We start from the raw sequence: 24,986 nt of genomic DNA on the forward strand, positions 1-24,986 counted from the left end.
ATCTCTGTTACCGTGACGACCGCGGGGCTGACAAGACCTGGGACGGTGAAGATGAGGGCACTGCGGCTGACGGCGTGGGCCGAACCCCCGGCACAGACCGAGGTCGAGCGGCCCGTCCCCCAGGGCGCCGAGGTGCTGGTGCGCGTCGAAGCCACGGGGCTGTGCCACTCCGATCTGCACGTCATCGACGCGGCTCCGGGCGTACTCCCCTACCGGCTGCCGTTCACTCTCGGGCACGAGGTCGCCGGGCGCACCGCGGCCCTGGGGCCCGACGCCGGCGGGGTGGCGGTCGGTGACCGCGTGGTGCTGTACGGACCGTGGGGCTGCGGCGCCTGCGATCGCTGCGCCGCGGGCCGGGACAACTACTGCGACCGGCGCGCCACCCTCGCCTGGCACGGGGCGGGACTTGGCCGGGACGGCGGAATGGCCGAGTACGTGCTCGTCCCGTCCGCCCGCCATCTGGTGCCGATCGACGACTTGCCGGCCGATCAGGCGGCTCCGCTCTCGGACGCGGGCCTGACCTCCTACCACGCCGTGGCCGGGCTCCGGCACGCACTCGGGGAGGGCACCACCACCGCCGTCATCGGCGTCGGCGGGCTCGGCCACCTGGCCGTGCAGATCCTCCGCGCGACCACCGCGAGCCGCGTACTGGCGGTCGACGTCCGGGAGGAGGCGCTGGCTCTCGCGGCCCGCTCCGGCGCGGACTTCGGCACCCTGATGCGGGCGGACACCGCCCGTGTTCTGAGCGCGCGGAGCGGTGGCGCCGGAGTGGATGCCGTGCTGGACTTCGTCGGCACGACGCAGACGATGGAACTCGCGGCCGGTGTCCTGCGGCCGGGTGGTGAACTCGCCGTCGTCGGCAGCGGAGGCGGCCGTCTGACGGTCTCCAAGCCGGGTGTTCTCCCGCCGGGCTTCAGGCTCTCGCTGCCCTTCTGGGGAACCCGTCCCGAACTCGCCGAGGTCGTCGCGCTGGCACGCTCGGGGGCGATCCACGTCGAGACGGAGCGGTTCCCGCTGTCCGCCGCACCGGAGGCGATCGACCGGCTTCGTCGGGGCCGGGTGCGCGGGCGGGCCGTACTCGTCCCCGACTGACCGGGTGTCAGACATGACGCGTACCCGGGTTCAGACATGCACGCATACGCGGAAGGGAAGTCCAGGATGCGCTTCGACGGAAAGGTCGCGCTCGTCACCGGTGGGGCCCGGGGCATGGGCGCCTCACATGTACGCGGGTTGGTCGCGGAAGGCGCCCGGGTCGCCGTCTGCGACCTGCTCGACGACGAGGGGAAGGCCCTGGCCGAAGGCCTCCCCGGAGCGCGGTACCACCACCTGGACGTCACCGACGAAGAGGCATGGCAGTCCGTCGTCCGTACCGTCGAGGACACCTTCGGCCCCGTGGACGTCCTGGTCAACAACGCGGGGATCGTTCACTTCGGCGGCGTGGAGGAGCAGTCGCCCGAGCACTTCCGCCGGATCCTCGACGTCAACATGGTGGGCACCTTCCTCGGCATGCACACCGTCCTCCCCGGCATGCGCGGCCGCGGCCACGGGGCGGTCGTCAACATCTCCTCGGCCGCCGGCCTCATGGGTTTCGCCGACGGCATCGGCTATGTGGCGAGCAAGTGGGGGATTCGGGGAATGACCAAGGCCGCCGCGCTGGACATGGCGGGCACCGGGGTGCGCGTCAACTCCGTGCATCCGGGCGTCATCCGCACGCCCATGGGTGACGGCGCCGCACCCGGGCTCTTCGCCGATCAGCCGGTACCGCGCATCGGGGAGCCCGAGGAGGTCACCCGCATGGTGCTCTTCCTGGCGAGCGACGACGCCTCCTACACCACGGGCGGCGAGTTCCTCGTCGACGGCGGCCAGACCATCGGCCACGTCGGTCACGCCCACGCGACAGCGGACCAGTAGGGCTTGGTCAGGCCCGGCCCCGGTCGCCCGCCGGGCTCCAAGAACCGGCACCCCGCCACCCGTCACGACGTGGGTAAAACCGTCAAACGCCCGAGCACCCTCTACGAACGAGACCAAGCCAGACGTTAAGGATCAAGCTTACGGGGCGCGGTACCGCGCGTTGCGGAGGTCGGACCTTCGTCACTGCCGGCATGAGGTTTCCGGAGCGGGCCCGACGATGCGCGGCTTCCGAGCCGGCGGCCACACCCACCCACTGCCCGAGACGAGTCGACACGTGGGCGCACGGGTCCGCGAAGGCCGCCTCCGCCCTCGCGAAACCGTCGTCGACGGGCTGACGCAGGCGCCGGTGGCGCCGGTGGGGCTGCAGGACTGCGGAAGGCTGCGGGGCTGCGGGGCGACAACACCGGCAAGACGCTTGTGCGGATCGACGGCGTCACGCATCGTGAGAGCGCCGCCGACCGAGGCGGGCCACGTGGCTCCCGGGAGTGTCCCCGGGCATACCGAGCCCAGTACCGTTCGTCGTCGCCACCTCGTCGGTGCGAACGACTCAACCAGCCGCCGCCCATCCGCCGGCGACTCCATCAATCCGCTACTGAACTGAAATAAGTCCAGCACATTCCATCGGACGACGGCCCTACCCCACTCCGCGTACAGCCCGGCCACCGCCCACCCCTGCGGCGCGACTGACGCGTGAAGGCATCCCTGCATTCATGTGGTCGTCGTTGGCCACGCCCAAGCCGGGCCGGGGCCGAGCACGGCCACCCCGCACCGCCCCGACGCCCCTCATTCGTGCGCTGCGCATTCTATTGCCTAACCGAGTTCAGTTTGGTAGCTTCACGAAATCTTGGCAATCCGGCCACCCTCGGCGCAAAATCCACCCGGTTCTGCGCCCGTTCGGCCGGGAGCCGGTTTCATCCAAGGGAGCCGAGAATGAGATCCGATCCGCAACGGCGCGGGGCTTTGCTCATCCTGCTGTCGATCACCACACTGCTGGTCGCCGCGTGCGGCGGCGGCAACGACAACGCCGATTCCAAGGTCGTGCCCGCATCGGCGGGCATGGACGAACTGGTCGCCGCGGCGAAGGACGAAGGACAGATCACGGTCTACTCGGCCCAGGATCTGACCGCCCTCAACAACCTCGCGAAGGCCTTCGAGGCCAAGTACCCGGGGATCGACGTCAAGACCGTCCGGGGCGTCGACGGTGACCTCGGCGTGAAGGTCGAGACGGAGTTCAACACCGGCAAGGGCATCGCCGACATGTACGTCAGCGCGAGCCTGTCCTGGGTGAAGCCACAGGCCGAGGCCGGGCGGTTCCTGGCGCCGACCGGTCCCGAACTGACCGGCAAGGGCGACTACGACGTCAAGCAGTACGTCCATGACGGCGACTACTTCGAAACCAACTCCGCGGTGCTCACGTTCGGTTGGAACTCCAAGCTCCTTCCCCAAGGGCTGACCGACTACCCGGACCTGCTCGACCCGTCACTCGCAGGCGGCAAGATCGGCGTCGTCGAGCCGACGGCGCCGTCGCTCGTCGACTTCTACCTGTGGCTGGAGGAGACGTACGGCGCGGACTTCGTGAAGAAGCTGGCCGCCCAGAAGCCGCGCATCTACCCCAGCTCCCTGCCGATGGGCGAGGCGCTGCAGTCCGGCGAGATCGCCGCCGGCAGCTTCACAGCGCCGATCGCGCTGGAGCCCGCGAAGAAGAAGGGCGCACCCGTCGACTACCGCATGCCGCCGGAGGGCGCCTGGGGTGCCCGGTACTACGGCATGGTGCTGAAGAGCGGCCCGCACCCCAACGCCGGCCAGCTGTTCGCCAACTTCATGGTGACCGCCAAGGGACAGGAGCTGATCACGCCGTCCGCCGGCTCGGTACTGCCCAAGGTCCCCGGCACGGTGATCACCAACGACAAGGTACGAGTGCAGGATCCGGCCAAGCTCACACCCGAGGCCGTGGCCGCGTACCAGAAGAAGTGGAAGTCGCTGTTCCAGTAGAAGTCACTGTTCCAGTAGGGGCGGTGGAGCGCATCAGCCAGTACCGATGCACAGCAGTGTGGGCACCCGCGCCGACGGGTGCCCACTCACCTGATCTTTGGATGTGAGGAGTCCCCCGTGTCCCACGTGCGCATCGAGGGTCTGACGAAAAGGTTCGCCGGCAAGCCGCCCGCGGTCGCCGTGGACGACTTGTCGCTGGAGATCGAGCCGGGCGAGTTCATCGTTCTGCTCGGCCCGAGCGGCTGCGGAAAAACCACGACTCTGCGCTGTCTGGCCGGTCTGGAAACGCCCGATGTGGGACGCATCTCGCTGGGCGACCAGACGGTGCTTGACGTACGCGGGAAGGTCAACCTTCCCCCGAACAAGCGCCGGATCGGGATGGTGTTCCAGTCGTACGCGCTGTGGCCGCACATGACGGTGCGCCGCAACATCGGATATCCCCTGCGAACCCGGCGGGTGGCCCGGGAACAGGCGCGCACGCGGATCGAGGAGGCGGCGGAGCTGGTCGAATGCTCCGCCCTGCTCGACCGTTATCCCGCGCAGCTCAGCGGCGGCCAGCAGCAGCGGGTCGCGCTGGCCCGCGGCCTGGCCGCCCAACCCGACCTGGTGCTCTTCGACGAGCCGCTGAGCAACCTCGATGCCCGGCTGCGCGACCAGGTGCGCGCCCAACTGCACGAGTTGCACGCACGGCTGGGCTTCACGGCCGTGTTCGTCACCCACGACCAGAGCGAGGCGCTGGCACTCGGCGACCGCCTGGCGATCATGAACGCGGGGCGGATCGAGCAACTCGACACACCGGAGCGGGTCTTCGAGGAACCGGCCACCGAGTACGTCGCCGGCTTCATCGGCATGTCGAACCGGCTTCCGTTCCGGCGCCAGGGCGGGGGATGGGCCCTCGCCTCCCCATCGGACGCCGACGGCCGGTCCGACGCACCGGACGGGACCGTGGTCGACGAGCTCCCGGTGCCCCGCTCGCACAGTGAGGTCGCCGCCCGGCTGCGCCCCGACGACCTTCAGCTCTGTCCGGCCGACGAGAAGCCGCCGGCCCACGGCGTCGGCCTCCCGGCGGAGGTCGTCGACGCTCAGTTCGGCGGGCGCCACATGGACGTGGTCGTCGCGATCGGCGACAGCCGCCTGCACGCCCGGGCGCCCCTGACCGGCAAGCCCTGGGCCCGGGGGCTGTCACGGGGACAGCGGGTGACCGCGTGGTTCGCCAAGGACGCGGCCATCTACTACGACGCCGCCGGGGTACGGACAGCCGAGCACGCCCCCGCCGCGGCAGTGGGGGCGTGACATCGTGACCGCACCCGCCGTACCCGCCCCCTCCCCCGCGACGACACCGCCGCACCCGGCCCCGTCACCCTCGACGGCGCTGACACGGGCGCGGCGCCACCTGCCACGGCTCGGCGCGCTCGCCTTCCTGGCCGCCATCGGCTACCTGGTGATCGCTCCTCTGGTGGGCCTGCAACGGCTGGCCTTCGAGGACGACGCCCGTGGCTACAGCGCCGCCTTCGACAGCCCGGACATGGCCGAGACGCTGCGTACGACGGCCGGTATGGCGCTGGGTTCGCTGGTCATCGCGCTCGTCCTCGGCACGTTCCTGGCCTGGGCGGCGACCCGCCTGCCACCCCGCCTGCGGCTGCTGCGGGTCCTGCCCGTACTGCCCATCGTGGTCCCGGCCGTGGCCGCGGTGACCGGCTGGGCGTTCCTGTTCTCGCCCCGCCCCGGCTACCTCAACGCGGCGCTGCGCAACCTGCCCTGGTGGAACCATCTCGACGAGGGCCCCGTCGACATCTACACGCTGCCGTGGATCGTGCTCATCACCGGCTTCGGCCTGACCGCGTTCGTCTACCTGTTCGTCAGCGCCGGCTTCGGCAACATCAACTCGGAGCTGATCGAGGCGGCGCAGGTCAGCGGTTCGTCGCCGGCCGGGGTGTTCTTCCGGGTGACGCTGCCGTTGCTGCGACCGGTCCTGGTGTACGGCGGATTCGTGGCCCTGCTGCTGGGACTCGGCCAGTTCACGGGCCCCCTGCTGCTCGGCAGGAACAACGGCGTCAACGTCCTCACCACCGACATGTACGTCGCCGTGTCGCAGAGCCCGGTCGACTACGGCAGGGCCGCCGCGATCGGCTCACCGCTGCTGCTCTTCGGCATCGCCGTCGTCCTCTTCCAGAAGGTGATCCTCGGCGACCACAGCCGCTTCGTCACGCACGGCGGCAAGGCGTTCCGGTCCGGCGGGCGGCCGTCGTGGGTGGCGGTCACGGGCATCGTCCTGTACGGCCTGGTCGCGCTCGCGCTGCCGCTGGGCGCGCTCACGGTGGTGTCACTCTCCGCCTTCTGGAGCGGCAGGATCGAACCGAGCGGGTTCACGCTCGACAACTTCCGGCGCGTGTTCCAGGAGTCGGGGATCACCGACGCGATCGTCAACAGCCTCGTCACCTCGGTCATCTCCGTCGCCATCGCGCTTCCGCTCGGCTTCGTCGCCGCCTCGCTGCTGCTCAAGGGGCGCCGGTTCCGCATCATCCGGGCGGCGGTCGACTTCATCGTGGCGATGCCCCTCGGGATCCCCGCGGTGGTCTTCGGCGCCGGCTTCCTGCTGACGTACAGCCGCGAGCCGTTCATTCTGTACGGCACCCGAACGGTGATCGTCCTCGTCTACGTGACGCTGATGCTGCCCTTCGCGACCCGGATGCAGCTGTCCGGGATGGTGGCGCTCGGCGACACGTACCAGGAGGCGTCGCGGACCAGCGGGGCAGGGGCACTGCGGACCACCACCGAGATCGTGTTGCCGCTGCTGCGCCCCACGCTCGCGGGTGCCGCAGCGCTCATGTTCGTGCTGCTCACCCACGAGTTCACCGCCTCGATACTGGTACGGGCACCCACGACGCAGGTCATGGGCACCATCCTCTTCGACTACTGGTCCAACGGCTCCTACCCGCTGGTCGCGGCGATCGCGCTCGTCATGACGCTGGTGACCTCGGCAGGCGTCTTCGTGGCCATGTCCGTCGCGGGCTCCGACATCTTCGAGAAGCTGTGAGCAGGGACGGGGACAGGGGCGTGGGCTCACTCGACGGCAGGACGGGGGCCGACGGCGCCGGCACGGTGCGGTGACCGCCGCTCACCGCACCGGAGGTCATACCCCCGACGCCTCTACACATCCTTGCGGACGGTGAGCAGTGATCCGATCCCGATCAGGCAGACCGCCATGACGAAGAACGCCGGGGAGAGCAGGTTGCCGGTCCGCTGGACCAGGAAGGTCGCGATGTACGGAGCCGTACCGCCCGCGAGGACGGTGCCGATGTTGTAGCCGATCGCCATGCCGGTGTACCGGACCCGGCGTTCGAACAGGTGCGGCCACAGACTGGCCGCCGGGACCTGCACGAAGGCACTGCTCAGCATGAACAGCAGGTAGGCGACGCCGGCCAGGGCCAGGCTGTGCCGGCCCATGAGCATCATCGCGGGGTAGGCGGTCACCAGGAAGCCCAGCAACCCGAACAGCAGGATGCGTCGGGAGCCGAACCGGGCGGAGAGCCAGCCGGCCGGCACCATGAGCAGCACGGTGACGAGGACGACGCCCGCGCTCAGCCAGAGCACCTGCGTGGAGTCGTATCCCAGGTCGGTGGAGAGGTAGATGCCGATGTACGTCAGCCCGAGGAAGATGGCGCCGCCCTGCGCCATGGACAGGCCGATGGACTGCAGCAGCGCCGCGCGGTGGGTGGACAGGACCTCCCGGATCGGAGCCGAGGGGATGTCCGCGCGGCGTGCGGCCTCCTCGAACTCCGGGGTGTCCTCGATCCGCAGCCGGGCCCACAGGCAGAACAGTGTGAGCGGCACGGCCATGAGGAACGGCAGCCGCCAGCCCCAGTCGGACATCTGGTCCTTCGTGGCGAGCCCGGAGATCACCCCGGCCGTGGCGGCCGCGAACATGAACCCGAGGTTGGACCCGATGGGCGTGACCGCACCGAGGAAGGCCCTGCGCTCGGGCGGCGCCGACTCGTAGATGTAGGTGTAGGCGCCGACCGACTCGCCACCGGTGGAGATGCCCTGCACCACCCTGGCCAGGAGGAGCAGCACCGCGGCGGCCACGCCGATCTGGCTGTAGGTCGGCAGCAGTCCCGTGAGGCTGCTGGCCACTCCCATGCACAGCACCGAGGAGACCAGCGCCTTGCGACGGCCCCATCGGTCGCCGAGCCATCCGAAGAAGACGCCGCCGACCGGCCGCACGACCAGGCCGGTGGCGAACACCGCGAGCGTCGCCAGGAGCGAGGCCGCCGGATCCGCGCTCGGGAAGAACTGCGGAGCGATCACCACGGCGAGATATCCGTAGACGCTGAAGTCGTAGTACTCGATCAGGGTGCCGAGGCTGCCGGCGAGCATCGCGCGGCGCACCGTACGCGGATCGTAGGCCGCTGACTCCGCCCCTGACTCCGCCCCTGATGTGGCGGAACGCTGAGTGGCACTCATGCTCCGACTCTCCTTCCCACGGCACGGTCCCTTACCCTGCCGACGCCGGGGAGGCTACAGAACTGAACTCAGTACAGCTAGCCTTGGCGCAGGAGTTTTTGGCCGTGCGACATGCACGCCGCACGCGAGCGACATGGGCACAGCATCGACACAGCACGACCACTTGAAATATTGAATCGGATTCAGTTTAGTGAGCAGTGCGGGCTCAGCGCACGCCGGCCAGCCGCAGGGCGAAGTCGCCGTACTGGTAGACGACCTGGTCTTCCGTCAGATCACCGTGCTCGCGGTACCAGACGGGCACGCCCATCCCGAGATCCAGGATCGCGTAGGAGGTCAGCTTCACCGTGGTGATGCTGAAGCGCTCGGCCTTCACACCTTCAGTGAGCAGCGTCCGGAACGCCTGCTCGTAGGCCGCACGCCGCTGAAGGACGTCCGTACGGTGGGGCTCCTCCAGGCTGCGGATCTCCCGGGTCCCCACGAACGCCTCGAGGCGGTGCCGGGCGTGGTAGCGAACATGAGCCTCGGCGGCCCGGCGCAGCCGCTCCACCACGTCCTCACAACCGGCGACAGCGACGCCGTGGTTCCGCAGCAGGTCGTCCATCGTGCCCGTCATGATCTGGGTGAGCAGCTCCTGCTTGGAGCCCACGTGCTTGTACAGACTCGGCCCGCGCATCCCCACCGCTTCGCCGATGTCGGCCATCGTGGTGGCGGCGTACCCTCGCTCGGCGAACAGGACGAGAGCCGCGTTCCGGATCTCCGCCGCACGCGGCCCCGGGGTCCGGCCGACCGACGTGCGACCCTGGGCGGCTACCCCCGACCGACTGCCGCGCTTCGACGTCACGCTTCCCCTGCCTTGTCCATCGGCTAGCGATGCGTAGCCGCAGTCCCAACGTCCACTCCGGCCAGCACGTCCACTCCGCTCCAGCTCACGGTAACGCATCCGGGATCGCGGCCCCTTCGAGAGTGCGGTATGCCGACGGACCGGGAAACCTCTGTTGGCCTCGATGGAGATCCAGCACCCGGGGCAAAACACCGCCCCAAAAACCAAGGGGCCCGGAGGTTCGGCTGAACCTCCGGGCCCTTCGCGCTGTCCGGCGTTTTTTCAGTTCACTTCTTCAGTTCACTCGGCCGGTGCGGTGACCGTCCAGGCGCCCCCCGGCAGGGACTCCGTACCGTCCGCGGCCACGGCGGTCACCCAGTAGTAGGACGTGGTGCCGCGCTTCGCGCCGGTGTCGAAGTACTCGGAGACGTTCGCGCCGAGGTCGGCGATCTTCTCGTACGAGGTGGTGGCGGGGTTCCAGCGCTGGACGCGGTAGCCGCCCGCGGCCTCCGGAGCCGACGCGTCGAGCCCCGTCCAGGTCAGCGCGTTCCCCTCGCTGCCCGTCGCGGGCTTCGCGACCACCTTCAGCGGCGAACCCCCGGGCGTCGCCACGCTCGGCGTCGTGTCGAGCTCGTACGCGTTCACGGGGAAAAGCTCCCCGTTGGGCCAGTCCCCGCGGGTGTCGAAGGCGCGGATGATGAAACAGAGGCGCTCGCCGTTCGGACGGCTGGTGTACGCGTACGAGGTGGTGCCGGCCGGCACGTCCGCCACCTCGCTGGCGATGCACCAGTTCTCGTTGCCCCCCGCGGGCCGGCCCGCGTAGACGACGTACTTCGCGAGGTCGGTGGCCGGGCTCGCGTCCCAGTTCAGCTTGAAGCCGTACTCGGTCGGGGTGGCGGCCAGTCCGGTGACGGGCGGTGGTGTCGGGTCGGTGACGGGCGGCGGTCCGACGTCCCGCCGTGTGCCGCTGAAGGTGACGGACGGAACGGACTCGTTGCCCGCCGCGTCGAGGGCCGTCACGTAGTAGAAGTACCTGACGTCGTAGACGGCCGAGGCGTCCAGATAGTGGATCTTCCCCGGCTCCGGGCTGCCGATCCTGGTGAACGGGCCGTCCGCGCTCGTCGACCGGTAGACCCGGTACGACGGCTGCACGCCCCCGTTCGGGTGCCAGGTGATCCGCAGACCGCCCGGCTCGTTGGTGGCGTTCATCAGGGTGGGCTCGGCCGGCACTGTCCGGTCGGCGGTGGTGACACCCCGATCGGCCGTGCCGGTCGACTCGTTGCCCGCCTTGTCGTAGGCGCGGACCTCGTAGTGGTAGGTCAGGCCTGTCGCCGGCGGGGTGTCGGTGTAAGAGGTGGAGGTGGTCGTCGCGAGGGGCCTGGTGCCGAACGAGGCGCCCTCGACGCGTCGGTAGACGCGGTAGCCGGCGAGATCCATCTCCTTGTTCCTGGCCCAGGACAGCTTGGATTTGCCGCCCGCCGGGTCGTACGAGACGGAAGTCCCCGTGGGAATGAGCGGCTTGACCTTGTCGACGGTGGCCGAAGTGCGTGGTGTGTAGGCGAACTTGACGTTCGCGGCGCCGGTCCAGTTGACGAAGTCCACACGCAGGGTGTGCTTCCCGGACGGGATGGTGATGTTGACGGTCTTCGCCTGCGTGGTCGAGACGTTCTTCCAGACATCGACCTTGCGGGTGCCGTCGAGGTAGACGCGGATGCCGTCCCGGGACTCGACGGGCAGGGCTAAGGGGCCGCCGGAGCCGAAGTCCCTCGTAACGGTCCAGCGGACACCGAAGTTGTTGGACGGCAGGCCGGACGCCGGGGCCCCGGTGCCCCAGTTCTGGTCGATCTTCGAGTCGCAGTCCGTCTTCTTCGGCGTACCGGAGAACGTGGTGTTCGAGAAGAACTGCCTCTTGTAGACGGGGGAGGCGCAGCTCACGGCGGCGGACGCCGGGAGGGCCGCGGTGGTGAGCAGTGTGCCGGCGGTGGTGAGCACCACGGCCGCTGCCACGGTGCCTCTGGCTGGGTTCATGCGTTCCTTCGGTCGTGATCGTCGGCGGCCGGAGTGACCGCCGACGATCACGACCTCCCGGAGCGGCGATTGGTTGTACGAGCCGCGAGAATCCGGGCTCACCGGCAGGAACCGGTCAGCAGGACAGTCAGCAGGACAGTCAGCAAGAACCAGACGTCACGAACCAGTCGTCACTGATTCTGGCGGCATCAATCCGCTGACGTGACTTCACACAACCCATGGGGGGACCTGTCATGGCGCTGTTCGGAAACGCGCACACCGTCGATCCGGCGAAGGCTGAGCGGGACTACGCGCGGCTGCTCGGGCAGGGCGAGCAGGTGCATGCCGCGTACCTGCTGATACGCGACACCATCCTCTTCACCGACCGTCGCCTCATCCTGATCGACAAGCAGGGGATCACCGGCAAGAAAGTGGAGTACCACTCCGTCCCGTACCGCAGCATCACCCACTTCTCCGTCGAAACCGCGGGGCACTTCGACCTCGACGCCGAGCTGAAGATCTGGATCTCCGGAACGGCTGCGCCGATCGAGAAGACCTTCACCAAGGGCGTCGACATCTACGAAGTCCAGGCGATCCTCACGCAGTTCGTGGCGCGGTAGCGCGACGGGGCCAGTAGGGGCAGGCGGCTGGGCGGTCGCGCTCAACTCGATGCGGCCTATCAAGGCCCAGGGCGCCGCCCCTGCTCCGGCCGACCGGAGTTAGCATCCGCTTATGACTACTGACAACTCCGGCACCACAGTCCTCGACGTCGACATCGATGCCCTGCAGGGCGGCTCCGCCGACCTCGGCCAGTACCAGGGGAAGGCCGTCCTCATCGTCAACGTGGCCTCCAAGTGCGGGCTCACCCCGCAGTACGCGGGCCTTGAGCGGCTCCACGAGCAGTACGCCGCGCAGGGCTTCACCGTCCTCGGGGTGCCCTGCAACCAGTTCATGGGCCAGGAGCCCGGCACGTCCGAGGAGATCGCCGAGTTCTGCTCGGCGACGTACGGCGTGACGTTCCCGATGACCGAGAAGGTGGACGTGAACGGGGAGGGGCGCCACTCCCTCTACGAGCGGCTCGTGACCTTCGAGGACTCCGAGGGGCACAGCGGCGACATCCGCTGGAACTTCGAGAAGTTCCTGATCGGCCGGGACGGCACGGTGGTCGCCCGCTTCTCGCCGCAGACCGAGCCGGAGTCGGCCGAGGTCGTCGCGGCGGTCGAGTCGCTCGTCGCCTGAGCCTCCCGTCGACCGCGTCGCTCGTCGACCGCGTCACTCGTCACCCGCCTCTCCCGTCGGCCGAGCCGCTCGTCGGCTCGCACGGCCCGTTGACCTTGCCCCTGGGGCAGGGCCCACCGTCCTCCCCGCCGGGCGGCACGCGCCCGGTGACGGAGGATGGGCCTGTGGAACCCACGCGATCGGTGCGACCCATGGAACCTGTCGACGAGGAACCGCTGACCATCGGCGCGTTCGCCGCCCGCGCGCGGCTCTCGCCGAAGGCGCTACGGCTGTACGACCGGCTGGGCCTGCTGGCCCCCGCGCACGTCGACGGGGCGACCGGCTATCGCTACTACCGGGCCGCCCAGATCGAGCGGGCCCGCATGGTGTTCCTGCTGCGCCAGCTCGACATGCCGCTCACGCGGATCGCCGAGGTCGTGGACAGGCAGGAGACCGACGGCGTACAGGCGGCCGAACTCGTCGCCACGTACTGGGCGGACATCGAGGAACGCCTCGCCGGGCAGCGGACACTCGCGCACTACCTCCGTGGACGGCTTTCCGGAAGGAGTGCGGAGTTGTACGCGAAGTTCGAGGTCCACACCGTGGACGTACCGGAGCAGTGGCTCATCACCGAGAAGCGGCACACCCTCGTGGACGAGTTGCCCACGTGGATCCCGGCGTCGCTGGGGCGGCTCGAGTCGGCCGCGATCGAGTGCGGCGGGACGACCGGCGCACCGTTCGTCGTCTATCACTCCGAGGTCTCCCAGGAGAGCGACGGCCCCGTCGAGTCCTGCCTGCCCGTCTCCGACGCGCGGGCGGCGCGAGCCTGGGCCGCTGCGCAGGCGCGCGCGTGGGGTGCGGCGGTCCGCGTCGAGCCCGCCCGCCGCCTCGCCTACACCCGTATCACCAAGGCCCAGGTCGCCCACCCACAGATCATCGCCGCGTTCGAAGCGGTGGAGGCGTGGATGGCCCGCGAGGGCCTGGCCAACGCGGGCCCGTGCCGCGAGATCTACTTCGCGGACTGGGACGAGGCGGGCCCGGAGGACCCGGTGTGCGACGTGGCGTTCCCGGTCGCACCGTAGAAGGGGCGCAGCCCCTTTAAGGGGCGCGGGGAACTGCGCGACCAGCCACAACGGACCCGCACATCACAACCGGACCCGCGGAAGCTCACCCGGCCCCCCGAACAGCCTCCCGCAACTCCTCCGGACACCCCGTACCCCGAGGCAACTGATAAGGCGCCGCCAGGCGATACGTGCCGGCCCGCGGAGCGAGCAGCTCCGTCCACTTGTCGCCCTTCGCGTCCTCCTCCGCCTCCATCAGACATCCGTTGACATTGTCGAACGTCTTCGGCACGTCGTCGCCCTCGCGCCGCTTGGACTCCTCGGTCTCCTGCGGCGGCTTCACGCCCTTGCCCTCGGCGTCGACGAGGCCGAGCCACGGCGAGTACGGCATACGGATGAAGACCCGGCCCGCCTTCTTCACCTCGATGGTCAGCTCGTCCTGTTCGGCGCGGTCGACGACAGCGGGCGGGTCGGCGAGCGGGGTGGGGTCGGTGACCTTGAAGAGCTGCCAGTTGGCGTCGCCCCAGACCTGCTTCAGGTACGGCATCCCGCGCTGCACCAGCTCCCGCTCGCGCTCGCCGCCGTCGCCGTCCGGCTCGCCCTTGGGGAGGACGACGTAGTGGACGGCCCAGCGCTGGAGCCACTCGTGGTAGTTCGCGGAGTTGAGGGTGTCGTCGTAGAAGAGGGGGTTGCGTTCCATGTCCGCCTGGCGCATCCAGCCGCGGGCGAGGTTGACGTACGGGGCGAGGGCGGACGCCTCGCGGTGGGAGCGGGCCGGTACAACCTCCACGCGGCCCTTCTCGGCGTCGACCACCTGGAGCTGGTTGACCAGTGGGGCCAGTTCGCGCGCCCAGGACGCGGCGGGCGTGGTGTGGACAACGTCGTCCACCGCCTTGTAGCCGATCCACGTGACGAATCCGGCGAAGGCCACGACGATCGCGTACCACTTGCGTGAGCCCGGCACCGTGAACGGCAGCGCGGCGAGCAGCGCTACGCCCGCGAAGAGCATCGCGAGGCGGCTGATGTTGGAGCCGATCTGCGAGCTGATCAGCCAGACGAGGAGGACGGCGAGGCCGTACACCGCCGCCGTGATCCGGACGGTCTTCCACTCCTTGGGAACGAGGAAGAAGACGAACGCCGCGTATATGAAGGGCAGCGAGGCCGAGCCGATCACCATCGGCTGCGTACCGGAGAAGGGGAACAGCCAGGCGGAGACGCCCACGACGACGGCGGGCGCGATGCCCAGCGCGTACGCGCCCGGGCGGCGCTTCTGCAGGAAGAGCGCCACGGCGACCAGGCCGACGAAGAGCCCCGCCACGGGGGACGCGGCGGTCGCGATCGCGGCGAGGGGGGCGGCGCACAGGGCCTTGGCCCAGCGTTTGTAGCGCCAGCGGTACGGCCAGCAGAAGACGACCGCGGTGGCACCGAGCGCGAAGACCGTGCCGAGACCGTAGGTCACGCGCCCGGACGCGGCGTTGCAAAGGAGCGCGAACACTCCGGCGAGGGACGCCCACACGGGATTCCGTACGGCTTTGCTCCGAATGAGGATCAGCGTGAGCAGCCCGGCGGAGATCGTCCCCGCGATCATCATCGTCGTCCGCACACCGAGCAAGGACATCAGGTACGGGGACACCACGCTGTACGACACCGGGTGCATCCCGCCGTACCAAGCCAGGTTGTACGCCGAATCCGGATGCCGCCCCACGAACTCGGCCCATGCGTCCTGCGCCGCGAGGTCGCCCCCGCTGTTCGCGAACGTGAAGAACCAGATGACGTGCAGGACGCCGGAGAGCGCGGTGGCGAAGGCTACCGGGTGACGGTGGATGAAGTGAGCGAGGCGGGATGGGGGCCGGGTGGGTGACGAGGTGTGGTGACCGGTGGGTTCGTCGCGGCTTTCGCCGCTGTCACGCCCGCTGTCAGGGCCTCCGTCACGACCGCTGCTGTCGGGGCCTCTGTCGCGGTCGTCGTCGTGGAGCTCGCGCGGTCGGGAGTCTTCGTGCCCCCCGACCGGACGCGCACGCACGTGTATTCGCTGGCCGGCCCCTCGGCTCGGCTCGGCGTCGTCGGCGTGCTTCGGCTCCGCTGTCGCCACGTGAAGGCACTCCCGTGTCCCGTTGTTTCGCTCTCGGCCGGGCCCCGCGGCGGGCGACCTGCCCTTCTCGCGACGCTAGCACGCACCCCGTCGGGGAGCGCCCGGGCGGGTCTCCGTCGACGAGGTGCGATCGATTTGTCAGAGGACTGACGTATACGTCACTGCCAGCACTTTCGGCACTACCAGCACTGCCGGCACTGTCAGCCGATCCGGGTCAGCTTCGCGCCGTAGCCCGGCTCGGTCAGGTCGGACCGGAGCGCGACCGGCACCTCGACGGCGTCGCCCGTGCCGTCACCGACGCTCAGCGAACCGACCTTGGTTCCCGCCTTCGCCTCGTTCGGAATCGTCGTACCGTCCTCGCTCAGGTTCAGCTTGACGGTCTTTCCGGCCCAGCCCACCGCGGAGACGTCCTTCGTGGCGACGACCGGCGTCTGCCCGCCGAACCCGTCGTCCACGTACCCCACGACGTCACCCTTCTTCAGGATCGTCCGCGAGGTCAGCACGTCCTGGGCGGCGACCATCGCGGTCCGGCTGACCGCGTTGGCCGTGTCGATGATCGGCGGCTTGTGCTGGCCGAGGATCGCGCCGACAACCGTCACGGTCTCTCCGCCCACCTCCTTGGTAGCGGCGAACAGCAGGTTGCCACCGGCCTTCGTGGTGGAGCCGGTCTTGATGCCGATGGCGTCGTTGTACGGGACGAGGTCGTTCCAGTTGCGCCACTTCTTGCCGGACGGGTCGATCCACTCCGGCAGCCTGGTGATGTCCGTCAGCGCCTTCATCTTCACCAGCTCGTTGCCGAGCTTCACCTGGTCCTCGGCGGTGGAGACGGTGGTCTCCTTCAGGCCCGAGGGGTCGGTGTACGTCGTGTCGTTCATGCCGAGGTCCTTGGCGGCGTCGTTCATCTTCTTGACGAACGCCTTCTCGGAACCGTCGGAGTCCCAACGGGCCAGCAGCCGCGCGATGTTGTTCGCGGAGGGGATCATGATGGCGGCGAGGGCCTGCTTCTCGGTGAGGGTGTCACCCTCCTTGACGGTGTTGAGGGTCGACTCGTTCTGCTCGTCGTAGCCACCCTCCGTCTCGGCCTTCGCGTCGACGGGGATCTGCTTGCCCTCCTCGCCGGCCTTCATCGGGTGGTTCTTGAGAATCAAGTACGCCGTCATGGCCTTGGCGACCGAGCCGATCGCGACGGGCCTCTGCTCGCCGAAGTCGTCGACGGTGCCGATGCCGTTCACGTCCATCCAGCCCTGGCCCTCGTCGGGCCACGGCAGGGAGACCTTCTGGCCCTCGAAGGCGTACGACTCGTCGGCGGTCAGCGTCAGCGTGGGCGTCGGCAACGGGCGTACGGCCTGTACGACTGCAAACACCACGGCCAACAGGAGCACCAGCGGCGTCCAGATCTTCACCCGCCGCACGACCGTCCGCACCGGGGTCTGCCGGGGCGGCGGCGTGTTCGTCAGCTCCGCCAGCAGGTCCAACGGAGGCTTCGGCGGGAGGGGTTGCTGCGCCGTCCGCTCCGGACCGACCTGCGGGACGGCGGCTGTCTCGGCGGCGGGCGGAACCGTCGGCGGGGCGGCCGGCCTCGGCTTCGGCGGCGCGGGTTCGTCGAGCGGCTTCAGGGCCACGAATTTGCTGGTGCGCTCGGACGGCGCCTCGGGGGCGGCCTTGCCGCCCGACTTGCCACCGGGCTTGGGCGCGGAGTCCTTGTCCGACTCGGCGCCCGAATCGGCGTCCGGCCCGGTCTTGGGCCTTGCGCCGCCCAGCTTGAGCATGGCCGTCGGCTGATCCACGGCGGGCGGCCGCACCTTGAAGGTGGCGGTGGGCTGGTCGACGCGGGGCTTGGGGATCGCCTCGCCGGACTCCGCGGCCGAGCCGGCGTCGGCATCGGCGTCCTGGTCGACGTCCGCGCCACCGGAGGCTTCGCCCTCGGAATCGGCGGTCTCGGCGCCCGGCTCGGCGTCGGCGCCACCCCGCGGCTCGTCGTGCGGCTCGTCGTGCGGCTCGTCCGCGGGCTCCCGCTCGGCGTCAGCGGAGTCGGCGGAGTCGGCGGAGTCGGCCGGCTCCGCATCGGCTACGGGCCGGTCGTCCGCGGAGTCCTCCGCGTCGTCACCGTCCGCCGTACGCGTACGGTCCACAGCGGCGTCGGAGGATGTCCCGTCCGGCGCGACATCGGCGGAAGCGTCATCCTCGGCCGGGGCCTTCGCCGAGGCGGCATCCTCCGGCTCGGAGTCCGTGTCCGCGTCGTCATCCACGTCGTCGAGGGAGTCCCGGTCGGCAGCGGCGTCAGCGTCGGCGTCCGGCTCGGAGTCCGCGTCGCCGTCGGTCTCGGCCTCGGCCTCGGTCTGGGTCTCGGCCTCGGGAGGAGCACCGTTGCCCAGCTCGGAGCCCGGGCCGCTGTCGCTGTCGGTGTCCGCGTCACTCCCGCCCTCGGCCACCGAAGAGGCGCCGGCCTCGGGCTCGGAGTCACCGTCGTCGGCGATGTCGGCGTCGGCGGAAGCCACCTCGGCCACCTCCGCGTTCCTCTCGCCCCCGACCTCCGCAGACGCCTCAGCCCCGTCCCCGTCCCCGGCCTCGACGTCACCACCACTGCCACCGTCGCCGTCATCGCCACGGACCGAGTCGGCACCCGGGCCGCCGGAACCCCCGGCTTCGGAGACGTCCTCCACAGTCGCGCCATCCGAGCGTTCATCGGCGTGGGCGGCGTCGGCGGCGCTGACGTCAGAGATCTCCTCAGCCGCCCCCACATCGCCCTCGGAGGCGTCCGAAGCATCCGGAGCACCCGAGTCCGCTCCCGCGCCCCCAGAAGCGCCCTCAGGCGCCTCCTCGTCCGCTCCGGCGACCCAGGCCGCCACCGCGTCCCGCAGGCGCCCGTCGCCGCCCTCGGCACCCTTCGCGGCACCCGTCTCGGCGCTCTCCGGCTCCGGAGAGCCGTCACTTCCCGATGAAGCCTCAGCAGCCACAGACCCCGCCGAACCCTCGGAGCGCTTCGCGTAGCGCTTCGTCGAGAAGACGGCCGTGGCCGTGTCCACCCGAGCCGCCGCGGTCACAGCCTCGCGCGCCACCGCCAGCCGCGGATCCGGAACCGGAACCGGAGCCGTGCCCCCCGACGTACTCCCCGACGTCGGTTCCACCGACGACTCGTGCTGCTTCGACCTGTCGGGGGACTCGCCCGCCACCGATGCCTCCTCCATGCGCCACACACCGTGCGCCCAACCGAACCATGAACCCGTAAAACCCTGCACGGAACCCGTAAAACCCCGCACGCCCGCCCGGACACCCGTGTCCGAACCATGTACCAGTGTCCTGTGTGCGGGCTTAACCTCCCTGGTAGACGAGAACGACATATCTACTGGTTCCACTACGAACCGGTCACGCGCCCTCGACAGACCAATGTGAGAGGGGTCACCCTGTCATTCATCCACGCGGGGAGGCATGGATGGGCAGGAGCCGCAGAACACTTCCGGAGGAGCTTTTGCTGCTGGCGTTGGACCCGACCACGGGTACCACCGCACAGCCGCAGTCGCTCGACCTCGGCCTGGCCGGAGCACAGCTAGTAGAGCTGGCACTGGCCGGACGGATAGCCCCAGACGGGGATCGTATCGCCGTGGTGGCACCACGGCCGACCGGAGATCCGACATTGGACTGTGCGCTGGAACTACTCCGCAGGCGGGGTGCTCCAGTACGCGCAGTGAACTGGATTGGCGGACCCCGACTGGGGCTGCGCCAGACGTATCTATCGCATTTGGAGCGGTGCGGCATGGTGCATGCCGTGGCGGGACAGATGTGCGGGGTGCTTCCGACGACTCGCTATCAGGCGACGGACACGGAGATCAGCCGGGAGATCAGGGCCCGGCTGGACAGTGCGATCCGCACCGGCGTACCGCCGGACCCGCGGACCGCCGCACTGGCCGCGCTGGCGCATGCCGTCGGCCTGGGCAAGCACCTCTACCCGGGGAACGAAGGGCGTTCATCGCGCTCCCGCCTCCGGGACCTGATCAGGCACGACCCCATGGGCGGACTCGTGGCGCACGCCGTGATGGACGTCCAGAACGGTGTGGCGGCACAGCCACGCCGCAGCCCGGCCCCGGCCGGCCGTCAGGCCGCCCCCGGAGCCAGGCCCGCACCGGAGCCCGCCAGGGGCGTTCCGATGCAACCGCGCCGCGGTTCCATGGCGCGTGCCGTGGCTCACTGAGCCGCTGATCCACGACACCGGCAGTACCTGCAGAACCGAATCACCGCTGTACCCGCTGTACCGCAGCATCCGCTGTACCGCAGCAGAACGCACCGTGCGTCGCGCATCACGCGCACGCACTTCAGCGCCGTACCGCAAGTCCCCAAGACCCGGTCGGGAGCCGCTGGGCCGCGTGTCGTCACAGATCCAACGCCTCACGCCTCACCACAGTTCCACTCAGTTCCACGCCGGGTGGCGCGAGGTGGCGCCAACTGGCGCGTACGCCCGGCATATCCGCTGTTTCCCAGCGGTAGCAAGCACCTTGGTGGCAATCTGCTCAACAGCAGATACGCAAAGTACAGGCAGCACGCAGCCGGAGGTGCACGTCCCGTGGCGTCCAATGTCAATCCCACCGTCAGGCGACGCCGGTTGGGCCAGGAGCTGCGTCGGCTCCGCGAGCTCAAGGGCATGACGGCAGAAGAGGTCGCCGAGCGGCTGCTCGTCTCGCAGTCGAAGATCAGCCGCCTGGAGAACGGGCGGCGCAGCATCAGCCAGCGTGACGTCCGCGATCTGTGCGGGGTGTACGAGGTCGAGGACGTCCGGATCGTCGACTCGCTGATGCAGATGGCCAAGGACTCGCGTCAGCAGGGCTGGTGGCACTCCTTCGGCGACATTCCGTACAGCGTCTACATCGGTCTGGAGACGGACGCGGCGAGCCTGCGCGTGTACGACCCACTGGTGGTCCCGGGCCTGCTGCAGACCCGTCCGTATGCCGAGTCCCTCATCGCGGGCGCGCTCCCGGAGGCGGCCCCCGGCGACGTGGACAAGCGCGTCCAGGTACGGCTGCGCCGACAGGAACGTATCTCCGACCTGGAGAACCCACTGAGACTCTGGGCCGTCCTCGACGAGGCCGCGCTGCGCCGGACCGTGGGCAACAGGCAGGTGATGATCGAGCAGTTGGAGCACCTCGTCGAGATGTCCCACGTGCCGTATGTGACGGTGCAGGTGATCCCGTTCACCATGGGCGCCCATCCCGGCGTGAGCGGGCAGTACGCGATCCTCGAGTTCCCGGACGCCGCCGACTCGAGCGTGGTCTACATCGAGGGCGTCACCAGCGACCTGTACCTGGAGAAGGCGAACGACGTCCAGAAGTACAGCGTCATGTACGAGCACCTCCGGGCCCAGGCGCTCAACGCGGACCAGTCACGCGAGTTCATCGCGGACGTCGCCAAGGACTACGCGCATGAGGGCGCCGCGCACTGAGTACCGCGCGACCGGAGGACGGCGCGACTGGAGGTCTGGGCGCGCTGGGGACTGCGCGTCCTGAGGTGGCTCGGGGCCTGTTTTCAGCGACCTCGTCGAAAAGATGCGGCACTCTACACCCTCTCCGCATCACAACGGAAGACTCAACCGGTATATGCCATCCGGTCGAGTGAATAGTCGCTTCGTACGCCGATGTTGGCGAGTAGCGTCGATCACGCCAAGCAGCAACAACCTTGGCGGAAACCGAACCGTGGGTTCCATAAAGGATCCGCAGCGCGGTGACAGCAACTCAGCAACTGGCTACCGGAGCGAACATGGCAATCAAGCAGGGCGCCACGGATACGTGGACCAAGTCTTCGTACTCCCAAGGAAACGGCGCATGCGTCGAGGTCAAGTCCCCCGTCCTGACGGCGCTCGCCGTCCGCGACTCCAAGGTGCCCGAGGGCCCCACGCTGGCCTTCCCGGCCGAGTCGTGGAACGCCTTCGTGTCAGAGGTGAGCCGGGGCACCGTCTGATCTCAACGGATGTCTCGCGCAGCAACAGCAAGAGCACCGACACCTGCGTCAACAACCGCATCGATCACCGTCGCATCGATTAACCGCACACGCACCACGAAAGAGCCCTCTCGACTGGCCCGCCGTCCCGGCCGAGGGGGCTCGGCTCTTTTCCGCCGCCAATGCCGACCGAAGGCTTGGCGGCGTTCTGTTGCCCATCCGACTGCTGCCCTTCCGCCTGTTGCCCTTCCGGGGTTTCCGCAGTACCCCCGTTACCGGGTTACCGCGGTAACCCGGGCAAGGAAATACCCTCCGATCGTCACCAAAAGTGACCAGACGGGCCACTTTTCGCATACCGTTCGAGCCCTCAACGGACCGTTCCCGTTCGATTACAGTGCTGAGCAGTCAGCCGTACGGACGGAGTCGGAGCCGGATCTCAGGAGGCCTCGGTGGGTGCGACAGCCGGTGCTGCCTGGGGCCGTACCGAACAGCAGGACTTCCGCAGCCGGGTGCGTGGCACGCTGCTCGGCTCGGCCGTCGGTGACGCGCTGGGTTCGCCCGTCGGGGATCTCACGCTGAAGGAGATCCAGGAGGCGCACGGCGCGGAGGGCGTCGTCGACCTGTCCTTCGGGTACGGGCGGCGCGGTGCCGTCTCGCACCTCACCCAGCTCACCCTGTTCACGCTCGACGGGCTGATACGTGCCCAGGTGCGCCGGGACACGGGCGCCTGGCATCCGCCGACCGACCTGCACCGGGCGTACCTGCGGTGGGCCTCCACGCAGCGCGACTGGGGGCCGGACGAGCGCCGCAAGGAAGACGGGTGGCTGGCGCGCGAGGAGTGGCTGTACGCGCGCCGTGAGCCCCCGCGGGCCTGTCTGGTCGGGCTCGGCGACGAGACGATGGGCACGCTGGACTGCCCCAAGAACGCGGAGGAGCAGGGCGTCGAGGCCGCGGCCCGCTCCGCGCCCTTCGGGCTCCTCGTCGGCTGGGAGCCGCAGCTGGTGATGCAGCTCGCCGTGGAGTGCGCGGCGCAGACGCACGGGCACCCCACGGCGTACCTGGCGGCGGGGGCGTACGCCGTGATCGTGCACGGGCTCGCGCGCGGCGAGAGCCTCGACACCGCCGTCCAGCGGGCGCTCCAGCTGCTCGCCGTGCGGCCGGGTCAGCAGCCCGTCGCGGACGCGCTGCAGCAGGCGCTGGGTGCCGTACGGCAGGGCATGCCGACCCCGGCCCGCATCGAGGACCTGGCCGGCGACGGCACGGCGGAGGGTCTGCTCTCGGTCGCCGTCTACTGCGCGCTGGTCGGCGAGGACACCCGCCACAGCCTGTGCCTCTCGGTGAACCACAGCGGCCCCTCCGCCGCCACCGGCGCACTCACCGGCGCCCTGCTCGGCGCCCTCCACGGCGAGACCGCCCTTCCTCCGGCCTGGCTGGCCGAGCTGGAGGGGCGCCCCACCATGCTCGTCCTCGCGGACGACTTCGCGATGGAGATGACCCAGGGCCCGGCCCTGCACGGCCCGGCTGGGTCTTCGCAAGGGTGGCTCGCCCGCTATCCACGGGGGTACGCGGCGTTGCCGGGCGGCACGCCGGTCCCGGCGGTCTGACCACCGGCCAACCCGCCCCCGTTAGCTCTTCTGTGGCCCCGCAAGGGCGCTCCTGGCCCCGGGACGCAGTCATGCCGGGCCCCGGGGGCCGGGGCCCGGGGCCCGGCATGACTGCGCCCCCCCCTGCCGAAGGCATGGAAGGCATGGCCTGGGGGGTTGTTGGTATCCGCTTGAACAAGGGCGACCACTCCGGAGGAGTGGTCGCCCTTGCCGCCGTACGCCGATCACTGCCGGACAAGGACCACTGCCGCACGAAGGCCGGTGACCACTGCCGTACGAAGGTCAGTCCTTGACCGGCGCCCTCACCACGTCGTCCGCCGGCTCCGCCGGAACCGGGATCGCCATGGCCGCCGAGCCGCCGCCATCGCTGTTGATCTTCGCGATGAGCGCGTCCCGTTCCGGCGTGTCCTCGGGCTTCACATAACCGATGAGGATGTACAGCACGAGCGAGACCGCGAGCGGGATCGACACCTGGTACTGGAGCGGGACGCCACCGTCGACGTTCCAGCTGATCGGGTAGTTGACCAGCCAGAAGGTGAGGAGGCCGACGCCCCAGCTGATCAGCGCCGCCGTCGGGCCGCTCTTGCGGAACCACGGCAGCAGGCCCAGCATCAGCGGGATCGCGATCGGCCCCATCAGACCGGCGACCCACTTGATGACGACGGTGATGATGTCGCCGAAGAAGTCGGAGTTGACCTGGGTCGCGATGGCCATCGACAGGCCGAGGAAGAGCAGCGTGGCCCAGCGCGCGGCCAGCAGCCCCATCCGGGTGTCCCACTCGCGGGCCTTCCGGGAGACCGCGGGCATGATGTCGCGCGTGACGACGGCGGCGATCGCGTTGGCGTCCGACGAGCACATGGCCATCGTGTGGGAGAAGAACCCGACGATGACCAGGCCCAACAGGCCGTGCGGCAACAGCTGTTCGGCCATCAGCGCGTACGAGTCGGCCGGCACGTCCGTCTTGATGATCAGCGGCGCGACCCACATGGGGAAGAACAGCACCAGCGGCCAGATCAGCCAGAGCGCGGCGGACAGGGCGCCCGAGCGCGTGGCGGACTTCGCGGAGTCGGTGGCCATGTAGCGCTGGGCCTGGTTCCACATGCCGCCGTTGTACTCGAAGGTCTTGATGAAGAGATAGGCGACCAGGAAGACCAGCTGGTAGTCGCCGGCCAGCGGATCGGAGTGGCCTTCGAGCGCCGGCTCGTCCCAGACGCTCCACAGGGTGCCGAAGCCGTTCAGCTCGACCATGACGGCGACCAGCATCGCGATACCGGCGACGAACTGGATGATGAACTGGCCGAGTTCGGTCAGCGCGTCCGCCCACAGCCCGCCGACCGTGCAGTAGACGGCCGTCACGGCGCCGGTGATGAGGATGCCCATGTTGAGCGAGACACCGGTGAAGACGGACAGCAGGGTCGCGATGGCGGCCCACTTGGCGCCCACGTCCACGATCTTCAGCAGCACGCCGGACCAGGCGAGGGCCTGCTGGGTGGGCAGGTTGTAACGGTTCTTCAGATACTCCAGCGGCGAGGACACATGCAGCCGCGACCGCACCCGGTTGAGCCGGGGCGCGAAGGTCTTCGCCCCGATCGCGATGCCGATGGCGATGGGGAAGGACCAGGTGACGTAGGAAGTGACGCCATACGTATAGGCGATGGCCGCATAGCCCGTGAACATCACCGCGCTGTAGCCGGACATGTGGTGCGAGATGCCCGACAGCCACCACGGCATCTTGCCGCCCGCCGTGAAGAAGTCGCTGACGTTGTCGACCCGTTTGTGGGACCAGACACCGATCGCGACCATCACACCGAAGTAGCCGATGAGCACGGCCCAGTCGAGACCGTTCATGTGTCCCCTCCCAGGGTCGTCAAACGCCCGCTCATCGTGGGTTC

At 69.5% G+C, this 24,986-nt stretch carries 19 protein-coding genes; 13 read left to right on the forward strand and 6 right to left on the reverse strand.

The window, feature by feature from the left end:
- Positions 1-51 precede the first annotated feature (51 nt).
- The 5 genes from ACTWQR_RS07625 to ACTWQR_RS07645 all read left to right on the forward strand — a co-directional run bounded on the left by ACTWQR_RS07625 (position 52) and on the right by ACTWQR_RS07645 (position 6,940).
- On the forward strand, positions 52-1,092 hold the full coding sequence (locus ACTWQR_RS07625; protein ID WP_443226148.1) for an NAD(P)-dependent alcohol dehydrogenase: 1,041 nt from the start codon (positions 52-54) through the stop codon (positions 1,090-1,092).
- Positions 1,093-1,158: 66 nt separating this feature from the next.
- On the forward strand, positions 1,159-1,911 hold the full coding sequence (locus tag ACTWQR_RS07630; protein ID WP_443226149.1) for an SDR family oxidoreductase: 753 nt from the start codon (positions 1,159-1,161) through the stop codon (positions 1,909-1,911).
- A gap of 930 nt (positions 1,912-2,841) precedes the next feature.
- Positions 2,842-3,903: an ABC transporter substrate-binding protein gene (locus tag ACTWQR_RS07635; protein WP_443226150.1), complete on the forward strand. Its 1,062-nt coding sequence runs from the start codon at positions 2,842-2,844 to the stop codon at positions 3,901-3,903.
- Positions 3,904-4,020: 117 nt separating this feature from the next.
- Positions 4,021-5,196 (forward strand): ABC transporter ATP-binding protein, encoded by a 1,176-nt coding sequence (locus ACTWQR_RS07640; protein WP_443226151.1) that lies wholly within the window; start codon positions 4,021-4,023, stop codon positions 5,194-5,196.
- 4 nt (positions 5,197-5,200) lie between these two features.
- Positions 5,201-6,940: an ABC transporter permease gene (locus ACTWQR_RS07645; protein ID WP_443226152.1), complete on the forward strand. Its 1,740-nt coding sequence runs from the start codon at positions 5,201-5,203 to the stop codon at positions 6,938-6,940.
- Positions 6,941-7,053: 113 nt separating this feature from the next.
- Here ACTWQR_RS07645 and ACTWQR_RS07650 read toward each other — a convergent pair whose 3' ends face one another.
- From ACTWQR_RS07650 to ACTWQR_RS07660, 3 genes are all read right to left on the reverse strand, one after another.
- A complete protein-coding gene (locus tag ACTWQR_RS07650) occupies positions 7,054-8,367 on the reverse strand; it encodes an MFS transporter (RefSeq protein WP_443226153.1) in 1,314 nt (437 codons plus the stop codon).
- A 205-nt stretch (positions 8,368-8,572) separates the two neighbouring features.
- Complete coding sequence (locus ACTWQR_RS07655; protein ID WP_443226154.1) at positions 8,573-9,208, reverse strand: TetR/AcrR family transcriptional regulator; 636 nt, start codon at positions 9,206-9,208, stop codon at positions 8,573-8,575.
- Between the two features lie 279 nt (positions 9,209-9,487).
- Positions 9,488-11,215, reverse strand: a complete 1,728-nt coding sequence (locus ACTWQR_RS07660) for a PA14 domain-containing protein (RefSeq protein ID WP_443226155.1) — start codon at positions 11,213-11,215, stop codon at positions 9,488-9,490.
- Between the two features lie 233 nt (positions 11,216-11,448).
- On the opposite strand from ACTWQR_RS07660, the gene ACTWQR_RS07665 reads away from it, so the two are divergent.
- The 3 genes from ACTWQR_RS07665 to ACTWQR_RS07675 all read left to right on the forward strand — a co-directional run bounded on the left by ACTWQR_RS07665 (position 11,449) and on the right by ACTWQR_RS07675 (position 13,494).
- Positions 11,449-11,814, forward strand: a complete 366-nt coding sequence (locus ACTWQR_RS07665; protein ID WP_443226156.1) for a PH domain-containing protein — start codon at positions 11,449-11,451, stop codon at positions 11,812-11,814.
- A 112-nt stretch (positions 11,815-11,926) separates the two neighbouring features.
- Positions 11,927-12,433 (forward strand): glutathione peroxidase, encoded by a 507-nt coding sequence (locus tag ACTWQR_RS07670; protein WP_443226157.1) that lies wholly within the window; start codon positions 11,927-11,929, stop codon positions 12,431-12,433.
- 191 nt (positions 12,434-12,624) lie between these two features.
- A complete protein-coding gene (locus ACTWQR_RS07675; RefSeq protein ID WP_443226158.1) occupies positions 12,625-13,494 on the forward strand; it encodes a MerR family transcriptional regulator in 870 nt (289 codons plus the stop codon).
- An 85-nt stretch (positions 13,495-13,579) separates the two neighbouring features.
- Here the strand turns inward: ACTWQR_RS07675 and ACTWQR_RS07680 are convergent, their stop codons facing one another.
- Together ACTWQR_RS07680 and ACTWQR_RS07685 are read right to left on the reverse strand one after the other, a co-directional pair.
- Positions 13,580-15,565 (reverse strand): MFS transporter, encoded by a 1,986-nt coding sequence (locus tag ACTWQR_RS07680; RefSeq protein WP_443226159.1) that lies wholly within the window; start codon positions 15,563-15,565, stop codon positions 13,580-13,582.
- Positions 15,566-15,765: 200 nt separating this feature from the next.
- On the reverse strand, positions 15,766-18,753 hold the full coding sequence (locus ACTWQR_RS07685) for a D-alanyl-D-alanine carboxypeptidase (RefSeq protein ID WP_443226160.1): 2,988 nt from the start codon (positions 18,751-18,753) through the stop codon (positions 15,766-15,768).
- Positions 18,754-18,998: 245 nt separating this feature from the next.
- Between ACTWQR_RS07685 and ACTWQR_RS07690 the strand changes: the two genes are divergently transcribed.
- The 5 genes from ACTWQR_RS07690 to ACTWQR_RS07710 all read left to right on the forward strand — a co-directional run bounded on the left by ACTWQR_RS07690 (position 18,999) and on the right by ACTWQR_RS07710 (position 23,387).
- A complete protein-coding gene (locus ACTWQR_RS07690; protein WP_055615874.1) occupies positions 18,999-19,754 on the forward strand; it encodes a GOLPH3/VPS74 family protein in 756 nt (251 codons plus the stop codon).
- Between the two features lie 369 nt (positions 19,755-20,123).
- Entirely contained in the window at positions 20,124-20,996 is an 873-nt protein-coding gene (locus tag ACTWQR_RS07695) for a helix-turn-helix domain-containing protein (RefSeq protein ID WP_443226161.1), read from the forward strand.
- Between the two features lie 314 nt (positions 20,997-21,310).
- On the forward strand, positions 21,311-21,511 hold the full coding sequence (locus ACTWQR_RS07700) for a DUF397 domain-containing protein (RefSeq protein WP_151483176.1): 201 nt from the start codon (positions 21,311-21,313) through the stop codon (positions 21,509-21,511).
- Between the two features lie 428 nt (positions 21,512-21,939).
- Complete coding sequence (locus ACTWQR_RS07705) at positions 21,940-23,094, forward strand: ADP-ribosylglycohydrolase family protein (protein WP_443226162.1); 1,155 nt, start codon at positions 21,940-21,942, stop codon at positions 23,092-23,094.
- A 107-nt stretch (positions 23,095-23,201) separates the two neighbouring features.
- The gene (locus ACTWQR_RS07710; RefSeq protein WP_443226163.1) at positions 23,202-23,387 is read left to right on the forward strand and encodes a hypothetical protein; all 186 of its coding nucleotides are present in this window, start codon (positions 23,202-23,204) and stop codon (positions 23,385-23,387) included.
- Here the strand turns inward: ACTWQR_RS07710 and ACTWQR_RS07715 are convergent.
- Positions 23,377-24,942: a sodium:solute symporter family protein gene (locus ACTWQR_RS07715; protein ID WP_443226164.1), complete on the reverse strand. Its 1,566-nt coding sequence runs from the start codon at positions 24,940-24,942 to the stop codon at positions 23,377-23,379. The two genes, ACTWQR_RS07710 and ACTWQR_RS07715, sit on opposite strands and share 11 nt — an antisense overlap.
- Positions 24,943-24,986 lie beyond the last annotated feature (44 nt).

This window comes from Streptomyces sp. 2A115 (genome assembly GCF_052245575.1).
Classification (GTDB): Bacteria; Actinomycetota; Actinomycetes; order Streptomycetales; family Streptomycetaceae; genus Streptomyces.

Excerpts from the sequence above, each read along its gene's own strand:
- ACTWQR_RS07625 (WP_443226148.1), top strand. The coding sequence starts at position 52 with ATGAGGGCACTGCGGCTGACGGCGTGGGCCGAACCCCCGGCACAGACC.
- ACTWQR_RS07630 (WP_443226149.1), top strand. The coding sequence starts at position 1,159 with ATGCGCTTCGACGGAAAGGTCGCGCTCGTCACCGGTGGGGCCCGGGGC.
- ACTWQR_RS07635 (WP_443226150.1), top strand. The coding sequence starts at position 2,842 with ATGAGATCCGATCCGCAACGGCGCGGGGCTTTGCTCATCCTGCTGTCG.
- ACTWQR_RS07650 (WP_443226153.1), bottom strand. The coding sequence starts at position 8,367 with ATGAGTGCCACTCAGCGTTCCGCCACATCAGGGGCGGAGTCAGGGGCG.
- ACTWQR_RS07660 (WP_443226155.1), bottom strand. The coding sequence starts at position 11,215 with ATGAACCCAGCCAGAGGCACCGTGGCAGCGGCCGTGGTGCTCACCACC.
- ACTWQR_RS07665 (WP_443226156.1), top strand. The coding sequence starts at position 11,449 with ATGGCGCTGTTCGGAAACGCGCACACCGTCGATCCGGCGAAGGCTGAG.
- ACTWQR_RS07670 (WP_443226157.1), top strand. The coding sequence starts at position 11,927 with ATGACTACTGACAACTCCGGCACCACAGTCCTCGACGTCGACATCGAT.
- ACTWQR_RS07675 (WP_443226158.1), top strand. The coding sequence starts at position 12,625 with ATGGAACCTGTCGACGAGGAACCGCTGACCATCGGCGCGTTCGCCGCC.
- ACTWQR_RS07685 (WP_443226160.1), bottom strand. The coding sequence starts at position 18,753 with ATGGAGGAGGCATCGGTGGCGGGCGAGTCCCCCGACAGGTCGAAGCAG.
- ACTWQR_RS07690 (WP_055615874.1), top strand. The coding sequence starts at position 18,999 with ATGGGCAGGAGCCGCAGAACACTTCCGGAGGAGCTTTTGCTGCTGGCG.
- ACTWQR_RS07700 (WP_151483176.1), top strand. The coding sequence starts at position 21,311 with ATGGCAATCAAGCAGGGCGCCACGGATACGTGGACCAAGTCTTCGTAC.
- ACTWQR_RS07710 (WP_443226163.1), top strand. The coding sequence starts at position 23,202 with ATGACTGCGCCCCCCCCTGCCGAAGGCATGGAAGGCATGGCCTGGGGG.
- ACTWQR_RS07715 (WP_443226164.1), bottom strand. The coding sequence starts at position 24,942 with ATGAACGGTCTCGACTGGGCCGTGCTCATCGGCTACTTCGGTGTGATG.